Genomic DNA, 25580 nt, shown 5'->3' with positions numbered 1-25580 from the left:
CTGAGCCTGTCGAAGGGCCCACGAGCAACGTCCACAACCGGTGCGACTCAGCATCTGGAATGTCAGTGGTTCGTGGTGGACTGGTTCCATGACCGAGACCACCCTTTCCGCGATCCGCGTCGGCGACGAGTACGCCGCGCAGCTCGCGGAGTTCTCGGACCAGTACGCGGACATCCAGCGGCGTCGCGCCAGCCTGGACGCCGAGGAGGCCCGCCTGCTCGCTCGATCTGCCGCTTACGCGGACGCCTTCGCAGACGTCGCGGTTCCGGCGATCTTCCCGCCGGCGGAACGGCAGGCGCTCTCCCGCCGGTCGACCTGTGCGGCGCTCGCGATGGCGACCCGCACGCCGGAGCAGACCGTGCAGCGGGCGACCAATGACGCCGAGCGCCTGGTGAACGAAGCACCCGCCGTGCTCGCCTCCCTTGAAGCGGGTCGCATCTCGGCGCGGCATGCGCAGACGATCATCGACCAACTCAATGACGTCCCGACCGCGGGGCGAGCTGTGTTCCTCGCGGAGGTCCTGCCGGTCGCGGAAGAGTCCACCAACGCGTACCTCCGGAAGCGTGCCCGCGTGCTGCGCGAGCGCCTCCACCCGGAATCGATCACCGCGCGCGCAACCCGTTCGGAGGCTGACCGCCGGGTCGAGTTCGAACCTGCCGCCGACGGCATGGCGTGGGTGCACCTGTTCACCACGGCACCGATCGCGCAAGGCATCATCGAGCGGGTCGAGACGGCAGCTGCGGAATCGCGCAAGGCCGGTGACACCCGCACCTGCGGACAACTCCAGGCCGACGCGCTCGCGGCGCTCGCACTCACCGGCGTCACACCGGACGACGTGATGTCAAGCCCGGTCCTCCCGCACCCGATCGAGGTGCAGGAACACATCACACCGACCGTGCAGATCACCGTCCCGGCGCTCAGCATTGTCGGCATGAGCGATGCCCCGGCCGTGCTCGACGGCTACGGCCCCATCGACCCCGAGACCGCAGCACGCATCGCGGTGAACGCACCGAGCTTCACCCGGATCCTCGTCCAACCCGAGACCGGTGCGGTTCTCTCAGTCGGGCGGAATCAGTACCGCGTTCCGGCCGACCTCCAACGCGCTGTACGCCTCCGGGACGGCACCTGTCGAGCATCAGGCTGCGGAAGACGGGCCCGGGCTTGCGACCTCGATCATTCGATCGCGTGGGAGGACGGAGGCACCACGGATGTCGGCAATCTCGCCTGCCTGTGTCGACATCACCATCGGATGAAGCACCTGCCGGGGTGGAACCTCGACCACAGACCCGGCGGGGTGCTCGATTGGACGACACCCGACGGGAAACACCACCGGGCGGCACCCGATCCCGCCCCGTTCTGACCCCGCCGACGAAGGGGTTCCTCGTGGGCACTTCGACAAGCTCAGTGACCGGAAGAAGTCCACCCGGAACACCTCGGTCCCTGAGCCCGTGGACGGGCGCTGTCCTCGTCGGAGCGGCTCAGTCCTCGTCGGACACGCCGACCGCACCCACGTCGGCACGGGACCCGTCGCGCGGGATCTCGAGCCAGACGTCGAGTTCCTCGTCGTCGTCGTCCGGACCCGCAGCGACGCCCGGTTCACGGTGCACCGCGCGCAGGCCGACCACGGTCACCGCGACGCGTTCGTCGTCCGGGACGCTCCGCACGATGAGGCGGGTGGCTTGCGAGGCGGCGAGCGCTTCGGCGATCTGCTCGTGGATCGCGTCGAGGACGCCGGCGTCCAGCTCCTCGAGGCCACCTTCGTCCAGCATGTTCACGATCGCGCCGCGCCGCCGGGCCGCGAGCACCTCGGACCGGACCGGGTCGCTCAGGAGGTGGCGGCCACGGATCTCGTCGCGGAGACTGGCCTCGAGCGTCCGGCACTCCGTGCGATCGGCCACCGACAGCCTGCCGCCGTTGGCGATGATCGTACGGAGCATCGGGGTCGCCAGTCGGCCCGTCTGGCTGAGGCGTCGTCTCCGCTCGTGCACGTGCGCGTACTGCGCCGCCTGCCAGTCCGAGGTCGCATGCTCCGCCTGCGTCAGGCGCTCGGCGTCGTGCTGCGCCCCGGCGATCGATCGGGTGAGCACACTCGCGAGGACGACCCAGATGAGGCTGCCCGTGACACCCATCCCGAGCGCCAGTCCCGGACCCGCCCAGAGGAGCGACTGGACCGTGAGGAAGACGATCCCGATGTAGGCGACCGCCTCCCGCTGCCGGACCACGGTGATCGTCATCAGTGTCCCGATCGACGCGACGTGCCAGGTGGCGTACCCGTTGTTCCGCGTGGGGTCGAGCTGGCTGGTCACGAGCAACGGGACGACGATCGCGGTCGCGAGGTTGATGCTCGCGAGCCACGACGGCATGCGCGTCGTGCCCATCGGCCAGAGACTCAGGACGCTCGCGACGGCGTAGACGAGCATCGCGATGAGGACCGGGACGACGTCGCGGGGTGTCTCGAGCGTCAGCGCCGCGCGGAGCAGGTGGTACGCCGAGAACAGGGCGGCGAGGATGACGAGGGCGTACCGCGGTGCCGGGGTCACGAGTCGTGCTCCGGTGACCACTCGATGCGGATCACGGCACCCTCACCCGGACGGGAGATCACCGTCGAGCGACCGCCGACCGCGGCGACCCGCTCGACGATCGAGACCTTCAGCCCGAGCCGCTCCTCGGCGACCTGCTCGGGGCAGAACCCGACGCCGTCGTCGCCGACGATGACGCAGACGCCGCCGGAGACCGTGCCCTCGATGGACAGGCTCCGCGCCACTCCCGAACCCGCGTGCTCGACGCTGTTGACCATCGCCTGCACCGTCGCCCAGTAGACCGCGTTCGCGACCGTGACGGGCAGGACCCGGCCGGACGCCCCCTCGACCGTGACGGAGAACGGTTCACCGAGCATCGACGCGGCCGCACGCAGCCGTTCGATGAGTTCGGCGAGACCGGTGACCTCGTCCTCGTTCGTCATCGGCGCTCCGACACCCTCGAGCTGTTCGATCGCGACCCGCGCCATCATGACGGCGAGCGCCTCCGACTTCGGGGTCAGCGCCCGATCCGCGGCGAGCAGGGAGGCGAGGACGCTGTCGTGGACGATCGAATCGACCTCGACGCGCTCCACTTCCGTGGCGTGCTGCTTGACGGCCGCGTCGTAGGTGGCGAGGGCGGCCGCCCTTGCGATGTCGACCCGACCGGCCAGCACACGGAACAGCCCGACGAGGACGACGATGAGCCCTCCGATGATCGTCGCGTACGACGCGTCGAGCGCACCGATCTCGAAGGACGCCGGCGCGAAGTCGGCGTCGATGACGCGGTTGACGCCGTACATGACCGAGGTCACGACGAGGTACACGATGGCCCCCCGCAACTGCAGCGGGATGCAGGCGAACGCGACGGCGATCGTGCAGAGGTACCAGATCCACGGTTCCTGGTTGATGTCCGCCGACGCCTGCGCGTTCACCGCCGGCCAGATGAGGAGGGCCACGAAGAACACGGCGGCGAAGACGCCGGAGGCGATGCGGTGGTGCCACAGGAAGAGGCAGCAGATGATGGCGCCGAACATCGTCCCGAAGACGAGCGAGACGTAGACGACGCCGAACCAGCCGGTGATCTGGACGCCCTGTCCGAGCGTGGTGAACGCGGTCTGCAGTCCGAAGACGAGTCCGATGATCGCGACCGACCGGCCGAGGAGGCGTTCGAAGTTCGCGGTGTTCAGCATCCGGCGCTGAACCTGGACATCTCTCGTGGTCGCGGGGATCGCGGGATGCCTGGTCGGTGCCCGGAAGCTAGGAGACATCCGTCCCGCCTTGATCGAGGCCGGGGAGGATCCCGTCCTCGACCGCTCGGCGGAGCAGGTCGACCTTCGTCGGTGCCGGGCGACCCACCTCGACGTACTTCACCCGGATGCGGTCGATGTGCTCTCGGGCCGTGGAGTAGGCGATGCCGAGCTGCATGGCGACGGTCTTCAGCGGCAGGCCGGACGCGTAGAGGTGCAGGACGTCTCGCTCGCGACGACCCAGCTGCGCCCGCGCGAAATCGCTGTCGGCGTCGATCGCACTCGCCCACTCGATGTTGTTCAGGGCCTCGCCACGGGCCACCGTGCCGATGGCGGCGATGACCGTGTCCGTCGGTGAGGACTTGGGGATGACCCCGGACGCTCCGGCGGCCAGCGCCTCGCGCACCAGTGCGACCCGATCGGCGATCGAGTGGATGAGGACGTGTGCCCCCACAGCCTGCACCGCGTGGATGTTCGAGGTCGGCGTGCTGCCGTCGGAGAGCGAGAGGTCGAGCACGACCACGTCGGGCACGACGCCGTTCAACGCGGCGATGCACTCGACGGCGGTCGGGGCACTCGCCACGACCTGATACCCGGCGTGCGCACACACCGCTTCGATCCCGAGCCGCACGGACTCGTGATCATCAATGATTGCGACGGTCACCACGGCACCATCGTAGCGAGTGACGGACCCGCCGGGCGCGACGGCCGGATCGCGAGTCGCCTCCGTCGGCTCGGGCCCGCTCAAGCCGTCCGTGAGAAGCCCGCGACGGCCTCGAGGTGGTGCGTGTTGGGGAAGAGGTCGTAGGCCGCGAGGTGGTCGAGCTCGTAGCCCTGCTCCGCCAGGAGGGCGACGTCGCGGGACAGCGCGATGGGGTCGCAGGCGACGTAGACGATCGACGCGGGCCGCAGCTCGCCGAGCATGGCGACGATCTCCGCGCCGGCGCCCGAGCGGGGCGGGTCGAGCACGACGGTCGCGGTGGCGTACCGGGACCGCTCGATCCGACTGCCCGTCGCGATCTCCGACCGCAGGAAGGCGTCGACCTTCGCGGTGACGGCCTGTGCGCCCACCCACTCGGACAGGTTCTCGCCCGCGTACTCGGTGGCCCGTTCGTCACTCTCCACGGTCGTGATGCGGGTGGTCGCGCCGAAGCGGTCCCCCACGCCCGCGGCCAGGAGGCCGACGCCGCCGTAGAGGTCGAGGTTCGCGGCGCGCGGGTCGAAGCGCGCGTCGTCGATGGCCGCCGACACGGCCTGCTGGAGGGTCGTCGCAGCCTGACGGTGTACCTGCCAGAACCCGTTCGCGTCGACGATGAACTCGCGCTCGCCGACGAGCTCGCGGATCGGGTCTGCCGCCGGACGGACCGGCTTCGGTCCCCCGCGTCGACCGCGCCCGCCACCGCGTCGGCGGTCGCCGCCTCCGACCTCGTCCGTACGAGTCAGGACGCGGACCGCCCCGGTCGAGGAGGCGACGATGTCGATGGACGTGGTGCCGTCCGGCAATTCCTCGAGCTTGGCCGCTCCAGCGACCGCTTCGATCGCGAGCGGCAGGTCGTCGACCGGGACGACGTGGTGGGACCGCGAGGCGTAGGGACCGATGTTGCCGTGCTGGTCGACATGCAGGGAGACCCGCGTCCGCCACCGGGTGCCGTCGGGCGTCTCGCCCTCGACCGCGGCGACCGTGAAATCGGGAGCGACTCCGGCGAACCGCTCGAGCCCCTCAGCGAGGACCTGGTGCTTCAACGCACGCTGGTGGGCGAGCTCGATGTGTCCGAACTCCGCTCCTCCCGCCCGCTCGCTCGGCTCGCGGTGGACGGAGGCCTCGGCCCAGACGTGCGGACGGCGGTGCTCGGACGGCGTGAGGACCTCCAGGGTCTCAGCCCGCCAGAAGCGCTTCTCGTTCTCGTCGACGATGCGTGCCCGCACGCGCTCGCCGGGGAGCGTGTCGGGGACGAAGACCACCCGGCCCTCGTGCCGGGCGACGAAGACACCCCCGTGGGCTACGTTGGTGATGTCCAGTTCCACGGTGCGTGCAGTCGTCGTGCTCATGCGTCGAGCATGTCACACGGGCGGCTGCGGGGAGTCCACCGTCCACTGCAGAAGGAACCGTCATGCGCCTCACGCTCGCCTCCACGTCACCGGCCAGACTCGCCCTGCTGCGGTCGAGTGGCATCGAGCCGATCGTCGTCCCGTCGTCGGTCGACGAGGAACGGGCCGTCGACGACGCGACCCGCGCCGCGGGTGCGCCGCTCGCCCCCGACGAGGTCGTGGCACTCCTCGCCCGTGCGAAGGCGGAGGCCGCTCTGGCCGTCGTGCGCGAACGTGGCGACGCGGTCGACCTCATCCTCGGCGGCGACTCGGTCTTCGTCCTCGACGGCGTCGTCCACGGCAAGCCCCACACACCCGAGCGCGCCCGCGAACGCTGGCACGCCCAGCGCGGGAGGACGGGGACCCTGTACTCCGGTCACTGGCTCATCGACTGCACCGGTGCCTCGCCGGTCGGGATCGGCGCGGTCGCGAGCGCCGAGGTGTCCTTCGCCGACGACCTCGACGACGCCGAGATCGACGCGTACATCGCATCGGGCGAGCCCCTCGCGGTGGCGGGGGCGTTCACGATCGACAGTCTGGGTGCCGCCTTCATCACCCGCATCGAGGGCGATCCGTCGACCGTCGTCGGCCTCTCGCTCCCGACCCTGCGGCGTCTCGTCCGCACGCTGGGACACGACTGGCACGAGCTCCGCAACCGGCCCGGTGCCCTCTGACATCCCAGCCCTTGTAGAGGCGATACGTCGTTCCTGCGACTTTTTTGTGCGTGTGAGCCAAAGGCTCACCCGGGCCTCCCGGTAGGCTCGTGGACTGTGCCACGTATAACCAAGGTCCTCATCGCCAACCGTGGCGAGATCGCCGTCCGCGTCATCCGAGCCGCGAAGGACAGCGGGATCGCCTCCGTCGCCGTCTACGCCGACCAGGATCGCGACGCCATGCACGCCCGTCTCGCCGACGAGGCCTACGCCCTCGACGGGACGACGAGCGCGGAGACGTACCTCGTCATCGACAAGCTCCTGTCCATCGCCCGACGGTCCGGCGCCGACGCCGTCCACCCGGGCTACGGCTTCCTCGCCGAGAACGCGGACTTCGCGCGTGCCGTCATGGCCGCAGGGCTGATCTGGATCGGCCCGTCGCCCGAGGCCATCGAGCGGCTCGGCGACAAGGTCTCCGCCCGCCACGTGGCCGAGAAGGTGGGCGCTCCGCTCGCCCCAGGCACGCTCAACCCCGTATCGGGTGCCGAGGAGGTGCTCGACTTCGTCGACGTCCACGGCCTGCCCGTCGCCATCAAGGCGGCGTTCGGCGGCGGCGGTCGCGGCCTGAAGGTCGCCCGTGAGCGCGAGGAGGTCGCCGAGCTCTTCGAGTCGGCCACCCGCGAGGCCATCGCAGCGTTCGGCCGGGGCGAGTGCTTCGTCGAGAAGTACCTCGACCAGCCGCGCCATGTCGAGACGCAGTGCCTCGCCGATGCGCACGGCAACGTGGTCGTCGTCTCCACCCGAGACTGCTCGCTGCAGCGTCGCCACCAGAAACTCGTCGAAGAGGCACCGGCGCCCTTCCTCTCGGACGACCAGGTGGCGGAGCTCTACCGCGCGTCGAAGGCGATCCTCAAGGAGGTCGGCTACCTCGGTGCCGGCACCTGCGAGTTCCTCATCGGCAAGGACGGCACCGTCTCCTTCCTCGAGGTCAACACCCGCCTGCAGGTCGAGCACCCGGTCTCCGAGGAGGTCACCGGCATCGACCTCGTCCGTGAGCAGTTCCGTCTCGCCGAGGGCGGCGTCCTCGACTACGACGACCCGCAGCCGAGCGGCCACTCCTTCGAGTTCCGCATCAACGGCGAGGACCCGGGACGCGGCTTCCTCCCACAGCCGGGCCCGATCCACGTGTTCAAGACCTTCGGCGGCCCCGGTGTCCGGCTCGACTCCGGTGTCACGGCCGGCGACACGATCTCAGGCGCGTTCGACTCGCTCCTCGGCAAGATCATCGTCACGGGACGTACCCGCGAGGAGGCGCTCGAACGGAGCCGTCGCGCACTCGACGAGTTCGAGGTCGCCGGCCTCCCCACCGTCATCCCCTTCCACCGCAAGATCGTCCGCGACCCCGCGTTCACCGCGGAGGACGGCACCTTCGGCGTCTACACCCGATGGATCGAGACGGAGTTCGTCAACGACATCGAGCCCTGGGACGGATCCATCGATGCGCAGCAGGCACCCGCTGCCCGCTCGACGGTGGTCGTCGAGGTCGGCGGCAAGCGTCTCGAGGTCAGCCTTCCGGGCGGACAGCTGGGACTGAACGTCGGTGCGCCGGTCGCCGCTCCCGCTCCGCACCGCCGCGGGGGTGCAGCAGTGGTCTCGGGTGCGACGGGTGACTCCGTCTCGGCGCCCATGCAGGCGACCATCGTGAAGCTCGCGGTCGCCGAGGGCGATGTCGTCGTGAAAGGCGACCTCGTCGTCGTCCTCGAGGCGATGAAGATGGAACAGCCCATCACGGCGCACAAGGACGGCACGGTCGGCGCGATCGACGCGACGGTCGGTGCCACGGTCTCCTCGGGTCACCAGCTCCTCACCATCAGCTGACCCGGACGGCGCCTTCGGGCGTCGTATCGGACCCGGCGACGATACGCTGAGCAGGTGTCAGCAGCCGACCTTCTCGAAGATGCGTTGGATCGTGTGGCGGACTTCGACGCCGCCGGTGCGATCGCACTGCTCGAGGCGGAGCCCGGCGCTGCGTCCGATCCCCGCGTCCTCGCCCTCCTGTCCTACGCCCGGTTCACCACCGCCGACTTCGCGGGTTGTCGCCGGGATGCGGTGGACGCGCTCGCCGCATCGACGGACTCCGACCGGACGACCCGCCTGCTCGTGCTCGGAGCCGCCGGGCTGGCCCTCGGGTCGGACCGCTCGTCCGGCTCGGAGCTGGAGGGGTGCTTCGCGGAGGCGGACGCCCTCGTCGACGACGGCGGGGACCTCGAACCGACCCTGGCCTGGCTCGTCGGGTACCTGCTCGTCGAGGGTGCCGTCGTCAACGTCCTGATCCACGCCGCCCGGCGCTTCGCCGACGCGTTCGCCGACGACATCGCCGCCACCCCGGGCCGCTTGTACCGGACACTCGTCGACGGGGTCCTCGCCCGCCTCCTGCTCAACGAGGGACGCGTCGCCGAGGCCGAGGCCGCCGCGCTCGCGATGTTCGAGCGGGCCGGGAGCGGACCGACCGCGCTGTACGCGGAGGCCGTGCAGTGCCTCGTCGCCGGGAACCGAGCCGAGCAGGGGGCGACCAGGACGCTCGCCCGCCGCGTCCGTCAGGCCATCCCCGAACCCACGGGCGCCTTCCAGACGACGTGCTACCTCCTCGTCGGCTACGGACTCGCAGCCCTCGCGGACGACCACGGTGCCGCGGCCCTCGCCCGCAGCGCATCGGGGAACGACTTCAGCGGCTTGTCCGTCCAGGACCGGGCCCTCGCGATCGAACTGCTGGTCTCGAGCGCGTTCCTCGACCGCGACATCGTCGAATCGGAACGCCTCATCGGCTTCATCGCCGCCGACGTCGACCGCAGGGTCCCCGGGCCGGCCATCCTCCGCATGCAGTGCAAGCTCGAACTCCTCCGCGGGCGCCCCGCCGAGGCGCTGGCGCTCGCGCGCACGGCGACCACCCGCGCGTTGGCCGACGGCCGCATGCTGGAAGCCGGGATCGGCGAGATCCTCGCGACGCGCGCCCTGATCGCCATGTCCGACCGGACGCAGGCCGTCCGCGAGTTGGCCGCGCTCGCCGAGCAGGCGGTCCGCGGCGGGCACACCGCCGCGACCCGCTCCGCCGCCCGGGAGCTGAAGGCGATCGGTCGACGTCTCGCGCCGGTCGCGGGATCCGGTTGGGACGGACTGTCGCCGCGCGAACGCGAGGTCGCCCTGCTCTCCGCCGAGGGCAACTCGACGGCGGAGATCGCGTCCGTCCTCCAGCTCTCCTCGCGCACGGTCGACGCGCACGTCACCCGGGTGCTCGCCGCGTTCGGGATCGTGTCCCGCCGCCAGCTCCCCTCGCGGCTCCCAGCCACACTGCCGTTGACCGCCGTCCCCGTCCCGACCACGCCGCTGACGCCCCGACAGCGGGACCTCACCGAACTCGTCGCGGACGGCCTGTCCAACGACGAGATCGCGACGGCCCTCGGCATCTCCCGCAAGACTGTCGAGAAGCATCTCAGCGCCGTCTTCCACGCCTGGGGCGTGCGCTCGCGGGTCGCCGTCGCGCGCATCGTGCTCGCGAACCGCGATCGGTGACGTCCAGCTCCTCGGCGACGGTTCGACGAGGACGACGTCTATTCGACGATGTGCATGGCGCGCGCCGCGTCGGTGATCGACCCGGTGAGTGACGGGTAGACCGTGAAGGCACGCGCGACCTGGTCGACGTTCAGCCGCTGCTCGACCGCGAGGGCGAGCGGGAAGATGAGCTCGCTGGCCTTCGGGGCGACGATGACCCCGCCGATGACCGTGCCGCTGCCGGTCCGCGCGAACAGCTTGACGAAGCCGTCCTTGATGCCCATCATCTTCGCGCGCGGGTTCTGGGCGAGGGGCAGTTTGTAGATCTCGCCCTGGGCGATGCCGTCCTCGATCTGCTTCTGGGTCCAGCCGACGGTCGCGATCTCGGGCTGCGTGAAGATGTTCGCGGCGACGTTGCGGATCTCGGTCGGGTTCACCGCGTCGCCCATCGCATGCAACATCGAGGTGCGACCCTGCATCGACGCGACGGACGCGAGCGGCAGGAAGGTCGTGCAGTCGCCGGCGGCGTAGATGTTGGGGACGCTCGTGCGGGCGACCCGGTTGACGCGGATGTGTCCGGAATCGGTCAGCTGCACGCCGGCCTCCTCGAGGCCGATCCCGGCGGTGTTGGGGACCGAACCGACCGCCATGAGACAGTGCGAGCCCTCGACCGTGCGGCCGTCGGAGAGCGTGGCCACGACGCCGTGCTCGGTGCGGGTGACGGAATCGGCCCGCGACTTCGAGAGGACGGTCATGCCGTTGCGTTTGAAGACGTTCTCGATGACCGCCGCCGCGTCGGCGTCCTCACCGGGCAGCACCTGGTCGCGGCTCGAGATGAGCGTGACCTTCGAGCCGAGGGCGGTGTAGGCGGAGGCGAACTCGGCGCCGGTGACGCCCGAGCCGACGACGATGAGGTGCTCGGGGACGGAGGTGAGATTGTACAACTGCGTCCAGGTGAGGATGCGCTCGCCGTCCGGCAGGGCGGAGGGCAGCTGGCGCGGGCTCGCGCCGACGGAGACGACGACGGTGTCGGCCTCGATCCGGTCGAAGTCGGTGCCGGCGGACAGGTCGGTCGAGACGATGACCTCGTTCGGTCCGTCGAGCCGGCCTTGACCGTTGACGATGCGGACCCCGGCGCGGATGAGGCTCGCGCGCATGTCCTCGGACTGCTGACGGGCCAGCCCGAGCAGTCGCTTGTTGACGGCGGCGAGATTCACCGCGACCTCGGGCCGGCTGGGCTTGCCGGTGGTCTCCGAGCGGACGAAGAACTGCACACCGAGGTCGGCCGCCTCACCGATGGCTCCGACCGCGTCGGCCGTGGCGATGAGGCTCTTGGACGGGACGACGTCGGTGATGACCGCTGCTCCACCGACACCCGAACGCTCCACGAGCGTGACGTCGGCTCCGAGCTGCGCCCCGGCGAGGGCCGCCTCGTACCCGCCGGGTCCGCCTCCGATGATCGCCACTCGCTGCTTGCGTTCGAACTCGTAGGCCATGCGTCCATTCTCGCGCGCCACCAGGGGCGGGACCAAACCCGTCCGGGCCTGCGGCGGTGGGGATCGTGCGCGGATGAGCGGGGTCGGCGCGGTTGGGCGGCGGCCCCACCCCTGTCTAAAGTGAGAGGATGTCCGAAACCTCTGCGAATCCACTCGATCTGTCCGACGTCGATCCCTTCGAGATCGCCCGCGAAGCCGCCGGCCAGATCGCCGAGAAGACCGGCGTGGAACGCCACGACATCGCGCTCACGCTCGGCAGTGGCTGGGGCAAGGCGGCCGACCTGATCGGTGAGACGACGGCGACGATCCCGGCCTCGGAGATCGTCGGGTTCTCGAAGCCGGCGCTCGAGGGCCACGTCGGCACCCTGCGCTCGGTCCTGCTCCCGAGTGGGAAGCGTGCGCTCGTCATCGGCGCCCGGACGCACTACTACGAGAACCACGGTGTCCGCCGCGTCGTGCACAGCGTGCGGACGGCCGCTGCGGCCGGCGCGGGCATCATGGTGCTGACGAACGGCGCCGGCGGCATCAAGGACCACTGGACGCCCGGCACGCCGGTGCTGATCAGCGACCACATCAACCTCACGGCCGACTCGCCGCTCGAGGGCGCGACGTTCATCGACCTCACCGACCTCTACGCCAAGCGGCTGCGGGACATCGCGCACAGCGTCGCTCCGGACCTCGACGAAGGCGTCTACACGCAGTTCCGCGGACCGCACTACGAGACCCCGGCCGAGGTCCAGATGGCGAAGGCGATCGGCGGCCACATCGTCGGTATGTCCACCGCGCTCGAGGCGATCGCCGCACGTCAGGCCGGCATGGAGGTCCTCGGGATGTCGCTCATCACGAACCTCGCCGCCGGCATCCAGCAGACACCGCTCAGCCATGCCGAGGTCATCGAGGCCGGCCAGGCGGCCGAGCCGGTGATCAGCAAGCTCCTCGCGCAGATCGTCGCGGCCCTGTGAGCGAGGCGACGAGCCTGCTCGCGACCGCCGAGGCCTGGCTCGCCCAGGATCCCGACGACGAGACCCGGGCCGAACTGGCAGGCCTCGTCGAACGCGCCCGCGTGTCCGACGACGTCGCCGTCGCAGAACTGCACGACCGCTTCGACACCCGTCTGCAGTTCGGCACGGCCGGGCTCCGCGGACGCATCGAGGCCGGTTCCAACCGGATGAACCGGGTCCTCGTGTCGCAGGCCGCGGCCGGACTCGCCGCCTACCTGCTCGAGCAGGCACCGGAAGGCGTGACGCCGAGTGTCGTCATCGGCTACGACGGCCGGAAGAACTCCGCCGTGTTCGCCAGCGACACCGCCGAGCTGATGGCCGGTGCCGGCGTCCGCGCCATCCTGCTGCCACGGCTCCTGCCGACGCCCGTCCTCGCGTTCGCCGTGCGGTTCTTCGACGCCTCGGCCGGCGTCATGGTGACCGCGAGTCACAATCCGCCCGCCGACAACGGCTACAAGGTGTACCTGGGCGGCGAGCACCACGGGTCCCAGATCGTCTCCCCCGCCGACGCGGCCATCGCCGCCCACATCGGGCGCATCGCCGAGACGGCGCTCGTCCAGGACCTCCCGCGCAGCGACGGGTTCGAGATCGCGGGCGAGGACGTCGTCGACGCCTATGTCGCCGAGACCGCAGCCGTCGCTCCCGCCACGGCGGGCGGCCAGCTGCGCGTCGTCTACACGGCCATGCACGGCGTGGGTTGGGAGACAACCCGACGCGTCCTCGAGACCGCCGGGTATCCGGCACCGGAACTCGTCACCGAGCAGATCGATCCCGATCCCACCTTCCGGACCGTCAGCTTCCCGAACCCGGAGGAGCCGGGCGCGCTCGACCTGTCCTTCGCGACGGCGCGAGCAGTCGGCGCCGACCTCATCATCGCCAACGACCCCGACGCCGACCGCCTGGCGATCGCGATCCCCGACGACGCGGCCCCCTCGGGGTTCCGTCGGCTCACCGGCAACGAGGTCGGTCTCCTCCTCGGCTGGCGGGCCGCCCAGGCCGCCAGTGCCGCACTCGACGGCGATGCGGCTCCCGAGGGCACGCTCGCGTGCTCGATCGTCTCCTCCCCCGCCCTACGCCTCGTCGCCGAGGCGCACGGCCTCGAGTTCCGCGAGACGCTCACCGGGTTCAAGTGGATCTCCCGGACGCCGGGCATGCTCTTCGGCTTCGAGGAGGCCCTCGGCTACCTCGTGAACCCCGGGACCGTGCGCGACAAGGACGGCATCTCGGCCGCCGTCGCGTTCCTCGGTCTCGCGACGGCGTCGGCGCAGGCGGGCGAGAGCGTCGCGGGGCTCCTCGACCGGTTCGCGGACACCTTCGGTTCCTTCGGCAGCGACCAGATCTCCATCCGCTACACCGAACTCAGCCGCATCGGCGAGGTCATGGCCGGGCTGCGGGCGCTCCCGCCGACGGAGCTCGCGGGAGCTCGGGTGACCCGGATCGACGACCTCGCCGACGGGTTCGAGGCGCTCCCGCCGAGCGACGTCCTGCGCGTCTGGCTCGACGACGGCACCAGGGTCATGATCCGGCCGAGCGGCACGGAGCCGAAGCTCAAGGTGTACGTCGACGTCCAGTCCGCCGACGGCGACGCCGCCGAGCGGGCGGCCACGGTCACCGCACGGCTCGCCGCTCTGCGGACGGACCTCACGGCGCTCGTCTCCTAGCCCCTCGACGGGCTCGGCGCCCGGTGGTGTGCGGCCCGGAGACCGGGGCGCACACCACTCAGCCGATGGCGCGTTCGAGCTTCTCGGTGAGTTCGGCGAGGTCGAAGTAGTTGTCGATGACGACGATGTCGGCGAAGGTCTTGCCGATGCGCTCGACGAGCTCCGGCGAGGTCAGGATCACCTGGGCGTCGGCCGCGGTGGTGCCGAGGCTCTCGATGTCGCCGGCGACGACGTCGGCCTCGAGGTCGAGGCGTTCGAGCGCGCGTTCGGCGTTGAGCTTGAGGATGGCCGAGGAGCCGACTCCCGAACCGCAGACGGCGACGATCTTCATGCCTGGCCCCCGCCGGACAGCGGTGACGCACCGAACACGGCTCGCACCTCGTCGAGCGTCGTGGCCGCAGCGAGCCGCGGGATGGCGGTCTCGTCGTTGAAGACGTTGGCGATCTCCGCCACCCAACCCACGTGTGACTCAGCGGTGGTGACCGCGAGGCCGAGGACCACCGAGACGGGGTCGTTGTGGGGGTGGCCGAACCGGACCGGAGCAGCGAGGGTCGCGACGACGAGGGCGTCCTCGTGGACGTCGGCGCCCGGTCGGGCGTGCGCGAGCGCCAGGCCCGGCGCGATCACGACGTACGCGCCGAATTCCTCGACGACGTCGATCATCCGTTGCGTGTACGCGACGTCGGTCGCGCGGGTGTCGGACAGCAGCGCTCCGGCTACGCGGATCGCCTCGCGCCAGTCGTCGGCATCGACGTGGAGCGCGACGCTGGCTTCGGACAGTTCTGGGAGTGGCATCGCTTCAATCAGAGGATCGGTCGACCCGAGTGGATCGGAACCATCGTAACGCTCCGAGGCTGGAAGCCTGCCGCGCAGGTGCCGCCCAGGCGGTCGCCGGAACAGCACCTGCCGACATCGTCAGTCCTCGTCGTCGTCGAGGAACTCGTCGAACGCTTCCGAGATGCGGTCCGCCAAGGCCTCGCGGATCTCCAACGGCTGGAACGTCGCGGCGGCGGCGTTCAGCTGGAAGGTCTCCAGGTCGGTCAGGTCGTAGTCGAACGCCTCGGAGAGGAGCGCGAGCTCCTTCGTCAGGCTCGTGTCGCTCATGGTGCGGTTGTCGACGTTGACCGTGACGGCGAAGTCGAGCTGGTAGAGCAGGTCGAACGGGTGGTCCTCGAGCTCCTCGCCCCAGGCCGCGATGGCTCCGGTCTGCAGGTTCGACTGCGGGCTGAGCTCCAACGGGATCTTGCGGTCGCGGACCCACTCCGCGACGGGACCGAGCGTGGCGTAGAGGGACTCGGCGTCGTCGCGCTCGATGAAGATGTCCTCGGCGATGCGGACACCGTGGCCGAGTCGCAACGCACGGCCGTCGAGCAGGGCGCTCCGGATCGACTCGATGCCGTCGGCCTCTCCCGCGTGGACGGTCACCGGGAACAGCTCGGCCGCGAGGTAGTCGAACGCCAGGCGGTGCTTGCTGGCGGGGAAACCCGCCTCGGCGCCGGCGATGTCGAACCCGACCACGCCGCGCTCGCGATGACGCACGGCGAGCTCAGCGATCTCGAGCGCACGGTCGGCGTGCCGCATGGCCGTGACGAGCTGACCGATCTGGATGTCGGAGCCGGAGTGGGCCGCGTCCTTGACACCGAGCTCGATACCCTCCTGGACGGCCTCGACGACCGCGTCGAGGCTGAGGCCGCGGGTGAGGTGCTGCTCAGGAGCCCAGCGCACCTCGCCGTAGATGACGCCGTCCGCAGCGAGGTCCTGAACGAACTCGCGCGCGATGCGGACGAGCCCCTCCTCGGTCTGCATGACCGCGGTGCTGAGATCGAAGGTCTTGAGGTACTCGACGAGCGAACCGGCGTTGCACTGCGTGTAGAACCAGTCGGCCAGGCCGTCGGGGTCCGACACGGGGACGTCGACACCGATGGCCTCGGCCAGCTCGATGATCGTGGCCGGCCGCACACCACCGTCGAGGTGGTCGTGGAGCGAGATCTTCGGGAGCGCGCGGAGGTCGACGCCGGAGAGGGGGGATTCGTCTGCAGAGGTCACGGGGTTCACTGTACCGCTCACGCGCATCCTGCGACATGGCTCAGTCCGTCGCCTCGAGGACCGGGCGACGGACTGAGCGTCTGCGGCCGTCAGGCCTCGATGCGGGCCCGGACGATGGGGCCGCGCGGCGGCGCGGTGTCCTCGATCGTGTAGGCACCCTCGAGCGCCTCGAGCGCCCGCGGGAAGCGGGCGGCATCGTCGGCGCTCAGCGTGAAGAGCGGCTGTCCGGCCCGGACCTCGTCACCCGGCTTCGCGTGCAGGTCGATGCCCGCCGCGTGGATGACCGGGTCCTGCTGCCTGGCCCGACCGGCACCGAGGCGCCAGGCCGCGATGCCGAACGGCAGTGCCTCCTGCGTCGCCAGCACGCCGTCGCGCGACGCCGTGACGACGTGCGTCTCCTTGGCGACCGGCAGCGGTGCGTCCGGGTCGCCGTCCTGTGCGCGGATCATGCGCTTCCAGACGTCCATGGCCCGACCGTCCGCGAGGGCGCCCTCGACGTCCGCGTCCGGCTGCCCGGCGAGGGTCAGCATCTCCCGCGCGAGGGCGAGGGTCAACTCGACGACGTCCGCCGGACCACCGCCCGCCAGGACCTCGACGGACTCGCGGACCTCGTTCGCGTTGCCGATCGCGAGGCCGAGCGGGACGTTCATGTCCGTCAACAGCGCGGTCGTCGCCACACCGGCGTCCGTCCCGAGCGCGACCATCGTGCGCGCCAGTTCCTCGGCGCGCTCGTAGTCCTGCATGAAGGCGCCGGAGCCGAACTTGACGTCGAGGACGAGCGCCCCGGTGCCTTCGGCGATCTTCTTCGACATGATGCTCGACGCGATGAGCGGGATCGCCTCGACCGTGCCCGTCGTGTCGCGCAGGGCGTACAGGCGCTTGTCCGCCGGGGCGAGACCGGAACCGGCGGCGCAGATGACCGCGCCGACGTCCGCCAGCTGCGCCATCATCTCGTCGTTCGTCAGCGCCGCGCGCCATCCCGGGATGCTCTCGAGCTTGTCGATCGTCCCACCCGTGTGCCCGAGCCCGCGGCCCGACAGCTGCGGCACCGCGACGCCGAACACGGCGACGAGCGGGGCGAGCGGCAGGGTGATCTTGTCGCCCACGCCGCCGGTCGAGTGCTTGTCCGAGGTCGGCTTGTCGAGCGACGCGAAGCTCATCCGCTCACCGCTCGCGATCATCGCCATCGTGAGGTCGCGGATCTCGCGCCGCTCCATGCCGTTCAGCAGGATCGCCATCGCCAGCGCCGACATCTGCTCGTCGGCGACGTAGCCCCGGGTGAAGGCGTCGATCAGCCAGTCGATCTGCGGCGTCGACAGCTCACCGCGGTCGCGCTTCGTGCGGATGAGGTCGACGACGTCGAATGCTTCTACGGAACTCATGCGTGGTACTCCTCGAGTTGACGTGGTCCGAAAGCGTCCGGCAGGACCTCGTCGATGGTGCGGATGCCGGAGACGGTGTCGAGCAGCATGCCCGCCGTCGAGTGTTCGTACAGCAGCTGTCGGCAACGGCCGCACGGCATGAGGCGTTCGCCCTTGCCGTCGACGCAGGCGAACGCCACGAGGCGTCCTCCGCCCGACATGTGGAGCGCGGAGACGAGCGCGCACTCAGCGCACAGCGTCAGGCCGTAGCTGGCGTTCTCGACGTTGCAGCCGGAGATGATCCGGCCGTCGTCCACGAGGGCGGCCGCGCCGACCGGGAAACGGCTGTAGGGCACGTAGGCGTGACCCATCGCCTCCCGGGCCGCGGTGTGCAGCGCCTCCCAGTCGACGGGTGGCGTGGTCGTCGTGTCGCTCACGGTCAGCCCTTCACGTAGGGCTTGCCGGCGGCCGCCGGTCCGCGGGAGATGCCGACGAGTCCGGCGACCGCGAAGATCGTCACGACGTACGGCAGCATGAGCATGAACGCGCTCGGCACCGGGGAGCCGATGGCGCTCAGCGCGAACTGGAGGTTCTGCGTGAAGCCGAACAGCAGCGCGGCGAGGGTCGCCTTGAGCGGGTCCCAACGTCCGAAGATGACCGCCGCGAGTGCGATGTAGCCGGCACCCGCCGTCATCTCCTTGTTGAACGCACCGACCGAGCCCAGGGTGAAGTAGGCCCCGCCGAGGCCGACGATCGCGCCCGCGAGCGCGACGTTCCAGAAGCGCGTCCGGTTCACGTTGATGCCCACGGTGTCGGCCGCCTGCGGGTGCTCACCCACGGCGCGCAGGCGGAGGCCCCAGCGCGTGTAGAACAGGCAGAAGAACACCACGGCCACGGCGATGTACATCAGGTAGATGATGATCGTCTGGCGGAACAGCACGGGTCCGATGAGCGGGATCTCGCTGAGGATCGGGATGTTGATCCGGGGGAACTTCGGCGGGCTGTTGAAGAGCGCCTCGTTCTTCGTGAGCACCTGCGAGTACAGGAAGCTCGTCAAGCCGACGACGAGGACGTTGAGCACGACACCGACGATGACCTGGTCGACGAGGTACTTGATCGAGAACGCCGCGAGCAGGAAGCTCACGAGCGTCCCGGCGATCATCGCCGCGACGAGCCCGAGGAAGGCGTTCCCCGTCACCGAGGCGACGAAGGCGGACGAGAACGCGCCGGCGAGCAGCTGTCCCTCGATCGCGATGTTCACGACGCCGACCCGCTCGGAGATGACGCCGCCGAGCGCGCCGAAGATGAGCGGGACGCTCAGCGCGACCGTGCCGAGCAGGAGCCCGGTGATCGGGATCGCCTTGCCCGCGGCGGCCCACGACAGGAACCCGACCATGAACAGCACCCCGAACACGGTGATGAGCCAGAGCGGGATCTTCTTGCCCGTGGTGACGAGGTACGCGCTCAGCGCCGCGATGGCGGCCAGGAGGATCGTGACGACGATGCCGGTGACCGTGGACGGGAGCACGACCGTCGGCAGTTGGATGACGTCGCCGTCACTGGAGAGCCGGAACGTGCTGTTGCCGTCGCGGTGCCAGATGACGAACAACAGGAACGCGATGACGGTGAAGATCCCGAACGCGATCGGAGCCTTCCAGCTGCGGACGACGACCGTCTCGAGGACGATCGGGGCGTCGGGAGCCGGCTGCGGCGTCTGCTTGTCGAGCGTGAATCCACTCATGCGGACACCTCCTTCTTGGCGGAGCGACGCGTTCGGCGCGTCGAACCGTCGGGCTTCGGCAGGAAGAAGATCGCCCGCACGAGCGGCGGAGCCGCGATGAACAGCACGATGAGCGCCTGGAGGACGAGCACGATGTCGATCGGCACGTTCACGCCCTGGGTGGCCTGCATGGAGTACCCGCCGGCCTTGAGTGCACCGAACAGGATGCCGGCGATGAGGATGCCGCCCGGCCGGCTGCGTCCGAGCAGCGCGACGGTGATGGCGTCGAAGCCGATGCCGGCGTCGATGCCGTTGTCGAACCCGGAGGTCACCGTTCCGAGCACCTGCGAGACGCCGGCGAGACCGATCAGTCCGCCGGAGAGCAGCATGGCGTACACGTAGGTGTTCTTCACGTCGATACCCGCGACGCGCGCGGCGTTCGGGTTCTCACCGACCGCTCGGAAGCGGAACCCGATCGACGACCGGCTGAACAACCACCACACGAACACGACCGCGAGGATCGCGATGAGGAAGCCGGCGTGCAGGTTGTAGCGGTCACCGAGGAGCTTTGGCAGCACCGCGTTCGGTGCCATCGCAGCGCTCTTCGGCACGTTCGAGCCGGGAGCCTGCAACAGCCCCTGCGTGGAGAGCATGAAGGTGATGAGGTAGAACGCGACGTAGTTGAGCATGATCGTGATGATCACCTCGTGCGCACCGGTGCGGGCCTTCAGGACACCGACGATGCCGCCCCAGAACGCGCCACCGATGATGCCGGCGGCGATCGCGACGAGCAGGTGCACCACGGGCGGGAGGTCGAGCGTGAAGCCGACCCATCCGGCGCAGGCGGCGGCGATGAGCATCTGACCACGCCCACCGATGTTGAACATGCCGACCCGGAACGCCAGGCCGACACCGAGTCCGGCGAGGATCAGCGGGGTCGCGAAGGTCAGCGTCTCCGTCAGCGGGCGGATGCCGTTCAGGAAGTCCGGGCGCTTGAAGTTGTAGATCGACCCCTGGAAGAGCGCGCCGTACGCACCGGTCGCCGACTGCCAGACCGCCGCGATGGTGTCACCCGGGCGCGCGAAGAAGTACCCGGCGGCGGTGTGGACCTTCGGATCGGTCAGCGCGATGAGGATCGCACCGACGACCATCGCCAGGACGACGGCGAGGATCGAGATGACGATGCTCGAGTTGAGGATCTCGGCGAGCACCTTGTTCGAGCGCGGCTGGGTCGTGTCGGGCTTCGCCTCACCCGGTGCCACCGGCTGGACCGTTCCGGGCGGGGTGTGGGACGTCTCGCTCATGCTGCTGCTCCTGCCGGGAGTTCGCCGGCCATCATGAGGCCGAGGACCTCTCTGGGGGTCGATGCCGGGACGATCCCGACGATACCGCCGCGGTACATGACGGCGATGCGGTCGGCGAGCGCGACGACCTCGTCGAGCTCGGTCGACACGACGATGACGGGGATGCCTGCGTCGCGCGTGGCGACGATGCGCTTGTGCACGAACTCGATCGAGCCGACGTCGATGCCGCGGGTCGGCTGTGCGGCGACGAACAGCCGCAGCTCACGGCTGAGCTCACGGGCGAGGACGACCTTCTGCTGGTTGCCGCCGGACAGGGAGCCTGCCGGCGATTCGATGCCCTGCGACCGGACGTCGAACTCCTGCGACTTCTCGCGGGCGAACTCGTCGCGGAACCCGCGCTGGACGTTGCCGCCCTTCACGAAGGGCGCACCGGTCGATCGGTCCAGCATGAGGTTCTCGGCGATGGTGAACTGTTTGACGAGCCCGTCCTCGGACCGGTCCTCGGGCACGAACCCGACGCCGGCGTCGAGCACCTTCCGTGGGGTGGACCCGACGAGTTCGACGCCGTCGAGCTTGATGCTGCCCTTGGTGTGCGGCTGCAGCCCGAGGATCGCCTCGGTGAGCTCGGTCTGTCCGTTGCCCTGCACGCCGGCGATGGCGAGCACCTCGCCCTCGCGCACCTCGAAGCTGACGCCGTTGACGACGAGCTGGCCGAGGTGGTCGACGACGGACAGGTCCTGCACGGTGAAGGTGGTGTCGCCGAGGTTCGGCGCCTCCTTATGGACCGTGAGTTCGACGGGACGCCCGACCATGAGGGACGCCAGCTCGGCGTTCGTCGCGGTGGGCGAGGCCTCGCCGACGACCTTGCCGAGGCGGATGACGGTGATGCGGTCGGCGACTTCGCGGACCTCGCGCAGCTTGTGGGTGATGAAGACGATGGACGTCCCCTCCTCCTTGAGCTGCTTCATGATCGCCATGAGCTCGTCCGTCTCCTGCGGCGTGAGCACGGCGGTGGGCTCGTCGAAGACGAGGACGTTGGCGTTGCGGGACAGCGCCTTGACGATCTCGACGCGCTGCTGCACCCCGACCGGGAGGTCGCCGACGATGGCGTCCGGATCGAGGCTGAAGCCGAACCGCTCGGAGATGTCGATGACGAGCTTGCGGGCCGCGGCGACGTCGAGGCGGCCACCGCCCTTGGTCTGCTCGTGGCCGAGCATGACGTTCTCGGCGACGGTGAAGACGGGGATGAGCATGAAGTGCTGGTGCACCATGCCGATGCCTGCGCCCATGGCGTCGCCAGGGCCCTGGAAGTGCTGGACGACGTCGTCCAGGAGGATCTCGCCCTCGTCGGCCTGATACAGGCCGTACAGGACGTTCATGAGGGTGGACTTGCCGGCACCGTTCTCGCCGAGGAGACAGTGGATCTCCCCCGGTTCGACGGTGAGGTCGATGTGGTCGTTGGCGGTGAGTGCGCCGAACCGTTTGGTGATGCCGCGGAGCTCGAGCTTCATGGGTCCCAATCTAGTCACGTGTCGGATGTCGGCACAGGCGGTCGGGATCGCCGTCCGACCGTGCCGCGGACAAAGCGGGGGGAGGTCGCGGATCGCGACCTCCCCCCGGAGTCCCGGGCGATGGCCCGGGTGAAGAGGGACTACTTGACGGGCGAGGAGACCGAGGTCGCCTTGATGGAACCGTCGATGATCCCCTGCTTGATCGTGTCGAGTTCGTCGGCCAGGGTCGGGGAGACCTTGGACTCGAAGTCGTGGAACGGCGCGATGCCGACGCCCTCGTTCTCGAGGGTGCCGATGTACGCGGCGGCGTCGAACTTGCCGCCACCCGCCTCGGTCACGACGTCGCCGACGCCGGCCTTCATGTCCTTCAGGACGGAGGTGAGGAAGAGGTTGCCGGTGTCCGCGTTCGTGACGAACAGGTCGGCGTCGACACCGACCATCGCGATGTCCTTACCGGTCTCCTGGATCTCGGCGATCGCGCTCAGGAAGATCGGGCCACCGACGGGCATGAGCACATCGGCGTTCTGGTCGATGAGCGTGCGGGCGAGCTGCTTCGCGGTGTCGTTGGCCTCGAAGCCACCGGTGAACGAACCGGTCTGAGCGGCGACGTCCCAACCGACGACCTGGACGCTCTTGCCCTTCTGCTCGTTGTAGTACGCGACGCCCTCGGCGAAGCCGTCCATGAAGATCTGGACGGACGGGAAGGGCTGGCCGCCGAAGGTGCCGACGACGCCGGTCTTCGAGTAGTCGGCCGCTGCGTAGCCGGCGAGGAAGGCGGCCTGGACAGTGTCGAACAGGATCGGCTTGATGTTCGGGGCGTCGACCTTGCCGTCGAAGTCGTTGTCGGCGGCGTCGTCGATGATCGCGTAGTCGATGTCGGGGTTCGCGAGTGCGGCCGTGACGGTGTCGGCGGAAAGGGCGAAGCCGACGCTGACGATGAGCGAGCAGCCCTGGTCGGCCAGGCTCTGCAGGTTCGGCTTGTAGTCGTCGGCCTTGTCGGACTGGACGGTGATGGGCTCGACGCCGAGCTCCTTCGCCGCCTCGGTCAGACCCTCGTAGCCGAGCTGGTTGAACGACTTGTCGGTGAAGCCACCGGCGTCGGAGACCATGCACGGGAGGAAGTCGGATGCGGCACCGGTCGAGTCGCCGTCGCCGGTGCTGGGAGCCGATGCGCAGCCGGCGAGCAGTGCCATGAGACCGACGCCGGCGATTGCGCCCGCAGCGGCCTTCCGAGTTGAGATTGCCAAGGTAGCCTCCAAGATGCAGCCCCGCGGGTCACGGGGCGTATGGGGTTACGTTACCCAATGCGACGACTGCCGGACGGACGATCCCGGCTTCGCGACCGAAGCGTTACAGAACGGTGGCACCGGCGTCATCCGCCGGAAACACGGCGATGCGCAGACGCGCATCACCGGACCGCGCTCCTGCGCACGTGAGCGCGGAGCGACCCCGTCGACGGGCGCCTTGCGCTCCGGGTAGCTGCAGTTCCGACCTGGGCACCGAGCGCGGCTCGGTGCCCAGGCAGGACCGACCGGGATCCCGGTCAGCGGCGGTCCAGCATCAGGGTGTCGCCGGTCCAGCGCCGACGGAGCCACCGGTCGTGGCTCGCGATGACGACCGCACCCGGGTAATCGCCCAGCGCGTCCTCGAGCTCCGTCGCGAGCGCGAGCGACAGGTGGTTCGTCGGCTCGTCCAGGAGGAACAGATGCGGAGGCCTCGCGATGATGAGCGCCAAGGCCAGACGGCGCTGCTGCCCGACGGAGAGCCGACCGATCGGACGGTCGAGATCGCGAAGCGCCAGGAGCCCGAGACCCGCGAGCGGGGTCCGCGCTGCACGCGCCTCGCCGAGCGTCCGGTCGTAGACCTCCCGAGGTGATCGATCCGCCTCCGGGAACGCGACGTCCTGCTCGAGGAGCCCCACCCGGAGCCCCTTCCGCCGGAGGAGGGTCCCCGCATCGAGACGCAGCGAACCGGCGAGCACCGACAGGAGCGTCGACTTCCCCGAACCGTTCGCCCCGGTGACCAGCAAGCGCGACCGGGGCGCCAGCTGCAGGCGTTCGAGGTGCAGCCGGCCGTCGACGCGGGCGTCGGCGAGGTCGAGCAGCTGCTCCCCCTCGTCGAGGACCGTCGAGCCGCTCGGGATCCCTGCGAACGAGAGTTGGCGAGGCGGGCGCCGCACCTGCTCGCGCTCGAGGACCTCGAGTCTGAGCTGCGCGTTCCGCACCCGCCGACTGATCTGCTGCTCGACGCGGTCGCCTCGCATGCCGAACGCCATCCGGTTGTTGTCGCGGATGCCCCGATCGTGGTTGATCCGCGGGGCCACGTCGTGCACCGCGGACGCGAGCCGTCGCAGCTCGGCCTGCTCCTCCTCGTAACGCGTCGACCACCGGTCGCGTTCTGCGGCCTTCCAGCCGAGATACCCACTGAACGGCCCGCCGAACTCCACGACGCCGGACGCCTCGCCGACGGGGACCGGTCGGGACGGATCGATGTCGACGAGCCCCGTCGCCACCTCGTCGAGGAAGGCACGGTCGTGGCTCGCGAAGAGCACCGGCCCCGGCCACTCCGACAGGTGGGAGCGGAGGAAGGCGACCGCCTCGTCGTCCAGATGGTTGGTCGGCTCGTCGAGCAGCAGTGCGGTCGGTCTGGCGACGAGGAGCGCGGCGAGCGCGAAGCGGGATCGCTGTCCTCCGCTCACCTCACCGAGTCGTCGCGACCGTTCGATCGCGGCGATGCCGAGGCCGTCGACGACCGCGTCCAACCGGGCGTCCGCCGTCCAGACGTCCGCGCGTTCCGCCGCATCGAGCGCGGCGGCGTACCGCTGCTCGGCGGAACCGTCACCGGCGGTACCCCGCTCACCGAGTGACGCCGCCGACGTCTCGAGCTCCCGCTCGACGGCGCGGACCTCGCCGAGCGCCTGCTCCAGCAGCTCGCCGACCGTCGTGTCCCCCGGGAGTTCGAGTTCCTGCATGAGGATGCCGGTGCGCACCGGGCGGACGGCCTCGCCGTCGTCCGGCTCGTCGATCCCGGCGAGGATGCGCAGCAGCGTGGACTTCCCCGCGCCGTTCTCGCCAATCAGGCCGAGACGGTCTCCGGCCGACACGACGAGGTCGACGTCGCGCAACACGACGCGGTCGCTGTAGGAGCGGGTGACGCCGTCGGCGCGGAGCTGCTGGATGTCGATGGATCGCCCGAACCTCGAAGCGGTGCGGCGGTGGACTGGTGTCGCGTGGGTCATGGGTGCTCGCATGGAGGCCCCTTTCGAGATGGGGCACGCCGCGTACGGTCGTCGTCCGACACGTCGGGAGCGAGCGCTGGGCTCGAACTCCTGGGCGGACCTGGAAGCGTCTGGCGTACCTCGATGGATTCCCGCCGGGCACATCACGTTCGTGATGGTCTGCCGCAGGCGCGGGACGTCGATTCG

General features: G+C 69.9%; 21 protein-coding genes. 6 read left to right on the top strand and 15 right to left on the bottom strand.

Features of this window, described 5'->3' with window-relative positions:
- Nucleotides 1-88: 88 nt before the first annotated feature.
- Nucleotides 89-1360: an HNH endonuclease signature motif containing protein gene (locus tag A4X17_RS06485; protein ID WP_064294849.1), complete on the top strand. Its 1272-nt coding sequence runs from the start codon at nt 89-91 to the stop codon at nt 1358-1360.
- 118 nt (nt 1361-1478) lie between these two features.
- Here A4X17_RS06485 and A4X17_RS06480 read toward each other — a convergent pair whose 3' ends face one another.
- The 4 genes from A4X17_RS06480 to A4X17_RS06465 form a co-directional block, all read right to left on the bottom strand.
- The gene (locus A4X17_RS06480; RefSeq protein WP_064294848.1) at nt 1479-2540 is read right to left on the bottom strand and encodes a hypothetical protein; all 1062 of its coding nucleotides are present in this window, start codon (nt 2538-2540) and stop codon (nt 1479-1481) included.
- Entirely contained in the window at nt 2537-3709 is a 1173-nt protein-coding gene (locus A4X17_RS06475) for a sensor histidine kinase (RefSeq protein WP_079002866.1), read from the bottom strand. The genes A4X17_RS06480 and A4X17_RS06475 overlap by 4 nt, the downstream gene beginning before the upstream one ends.
- A 67-nt stretch (nt 3710-3776) precedes the next feature.
- On the bottom strand, nt 3777-4433 hold the full coding sequence (locus A4X17_RS06470) for a response regulator transcription factor (RefSeq protein ID WP_064294846.1): 657 nt from the start codon (nt 4431-4433) through the stop codon (nt 3777-3779).
- A gap of 77 nt (nt 4434-4510) precedes the next feature.
- The gene (locus A4X17_RS06465; protein ID WP_064294845.1) at nt 4511-5815 is read right to left on the bottom strand and encodes a class I SAM-dependent RNA methyltransferase; all 1305 of its coding nucleotides are present in this window, start codon (nt 5813-5815) and stop codon (nt 4511-4513) included.
- A gap of 62 nt (nt 5816-5877) precedes the next feature.
- Between A4X17_RS06465 and A4X17_RS06460 the strand changes: the two genes are divergently transcribed.
- The 3 genes from A4X17_RS06460 to A4X17_RS06450 all read left to right on the top strand — a co-directional run bounded on the left by A4X17_RS06460 (nt 5878) and on the right by A4X17_RS06450 (nt 10077).
- Nucleotides 5878-6528 (top strand): nucleoside triphosphate pyrophosphatase, encoded by a 651-nt coding sequence (locus tag A4X17_RS06460; protein ID WP_064294844.1) that lies wholly within the window; start codon nt 5878-5880, stop codon nt 6526-6528.
- A 96-nt stretch (nt 6529-6624) separates the two neighbouring features.
- Nucleotides 6625-8385, top strand: a complete 1761-nt coding sequence (locus tag A4X17_RS06455; protein WP_064294843.1) for a biotin carboxylase N-terminal domain-containing protein — start codon at nt 6625-6627, stop codon at nt 8383-8385.
- 54 nt (nt 8386-8439) lie between these two features.
- Entirely contained in the window at nt 8440-10077 is a 1638-nt protein-coding gene (locus A4X17_RS06450) for a LuxR C-terminal-related transcriptional regulator (RefSeq protein WP_157583357.1), read from the top strand.
- Nucleotides 10078-10115: 38 nt separating this feature from the next.
- Here A4X17_RS06450 and A4X17_RS06445 read toward each other — a convergent pair whose 3' ends face one another.
- Nucleotides 10116-11552, bottom strand: coding sequence for an NAD(P)H-quinone dehydrogenase (locus tag A4X17_RS06445; RefSeq protein ID WP_064294841.1), 1437 nt, complete (start codon nt 11550-11552; stop codon nt 10116-10118).
- Between the two features lie 128 nt (nt 11553-11680).
- On the opposite strand from A4X17_RS06445, the gene A4X17_RS06440 reads away from it, so the two are divergent.
- Entirely contained in the window at nt 11681-12514 is an 834-nt protein-coding gene (locus tag A4X17_RS06440) for a purine-nucleoside phosphorylase (protein ID WP_064294840.1), read from the top strand.
- Complete coding sequence (locus A4X17_RS06435) at nt 12511-14214, top strand: phospho-sugar mutase (protein ID WP_064294839.1); 1704 nt, start codon at nt 12511-12513, stop codon at nt 14212-14214. Before A4X17_RS06440 ends, A4X17_RS06435 begins: the two co-directional genes overlap by 4 nt.
- Before the next feature lie 58 nt (nt 14215-14272).
- Here the strand turns inward: A4X17_RS06435 and A4X17_RS06430 are convergent, their stop codons facing one another.
- The 10 genes from A4X17_RS06430 to A4X17_RS06385 form a co-directional block, all read right to left on the bottom strand.
- Entirely contained in the window at nt 14273-14545 is a 273-nt protein-coding gene (locus A4X17_RS06430; protein WP_064294838.1) for a PTS sugar transporter subunit IIB, read from the bottom strand.
- On the bottom strand, nt 14542-15009 hold the full coding sequence (locus A4X17_RS06425) for a PTS sugar transporter subunit IIA (RefSeq protein WP_064294837.1): 468 nt from the start codon (nt 15007-15009) through the stop codon (nt 14542-14544). Before A4X17_RS06425 ends, A4X17_RS06430 begins: the two co-directional genes overlap by 4 nt.
- Nucleotides 15010-15129: 120 nt before the next feature.
- Nucleotides 15130-16287 (bottom strand): adenosine deaminase, encoded by a 1158-nt coding sequence (locus A4X17_RS06420; protein WP_064294836.1) that lies wholly within the window; start codon nt 16285-16287, stop codon nt 15130-15132.
- Between the two features lie 62 nt (nt 16288-16349).
- Entirely contained in the window at nt 16350-17642 is a 1293-nt protein-coding gene (locus tag A4X17_RS06415; RefSeq protein WP_064294835.1) for a thymidine phosphorylase, read from the bottom strand.
- On the bottom strand, nt 17639-18058 hold the full coding sequence (locus tag A4X17_RS06410; RefSeq protein ID WP_064294834.1) for a cytidine deaminase: 420 nt from the start codon (nt 18056-18058) through the stop codon (nt 17639-17641). Before A4X17_RS06410 ends, A4X17_RS06415 begins: the two co-directional genes overlap by 4 nt.
- Nucleotides 18059-18060: 2 nt before the next feature.
- On the bottom strand, nt 18061-19362 hold the full coding sequence (locus A4X17_RS06405) for an ABC transporter permease (protein ID WP_064294833.1): 1302 nt from the start codon (nt 19360-19362) through the stop codon (nt 18061-18063).
- On the bottom strand, nt 19359-20645 hold the full coding sequence (locus tag A4X17_RS06400) for an ABC transporter permease (RefSeq protein WP_079002876.1): 1287 nt from the start codon (nt 20643-20645) through the stop codon (nt 19359-19361). Before A4X17_RS06400 ends, A4X17_RS06405 begins: the two co-directional genes overlap by 4 nt.
- Nucleotides 20642-22156 (bottom strand): ABC transporter ATP-binding protein, encoded by a 1515-nt coding sequence (locus A4X17_RS06395; protein WP_064294832.1) that lies wholly within the window; start codon nt 22154-22156, stop codon nt 20642-20644. The genes A4X17_RS06400 and A4X17_RS06395 overlap by 4 nt, the downstream gene beginning before the upstream one ends.
- A 140-nt stretch (nt 22157-22296) precedes the next feature.
- Entirely contained in the window at nt 22297-23403 is a 1107-nt protein-coding gene (locus A4X17_RS06390; RefSeq protein WP_064294831.1) for a BMP family protein, read from the bottom strand.
- A 296-nt stretch (nt 23404-23699) separates the two neighbouring features.
- Entirely contained in the window at nt 23700-25406 is a 1707-nt protein-coding gene (locus A4X17_RS06385) for an ABC-F family ATP-binding cassette domain-containing protein (protein ID WP_231884308.1), read from the bottom strand.
- Between the last annotated feature and the right edge of the window lie 174 nt (nt 25407-25580).

This window comes from Plantibacter sp. H53 (assembly GCF_001650455.1).
GTDB classification, from domain to species: Bacteria; Actinomycetota; Actinomycetes; order Actinomycetales; family Microbacteriaceae; genus Plantibacter; species Plantibacter flavus_A.
The sequence above is the reverse complement of the archived record's forward strand: the minus strand, read 5'-3'. Positions and strand labels throughout refer to the sequence as shown.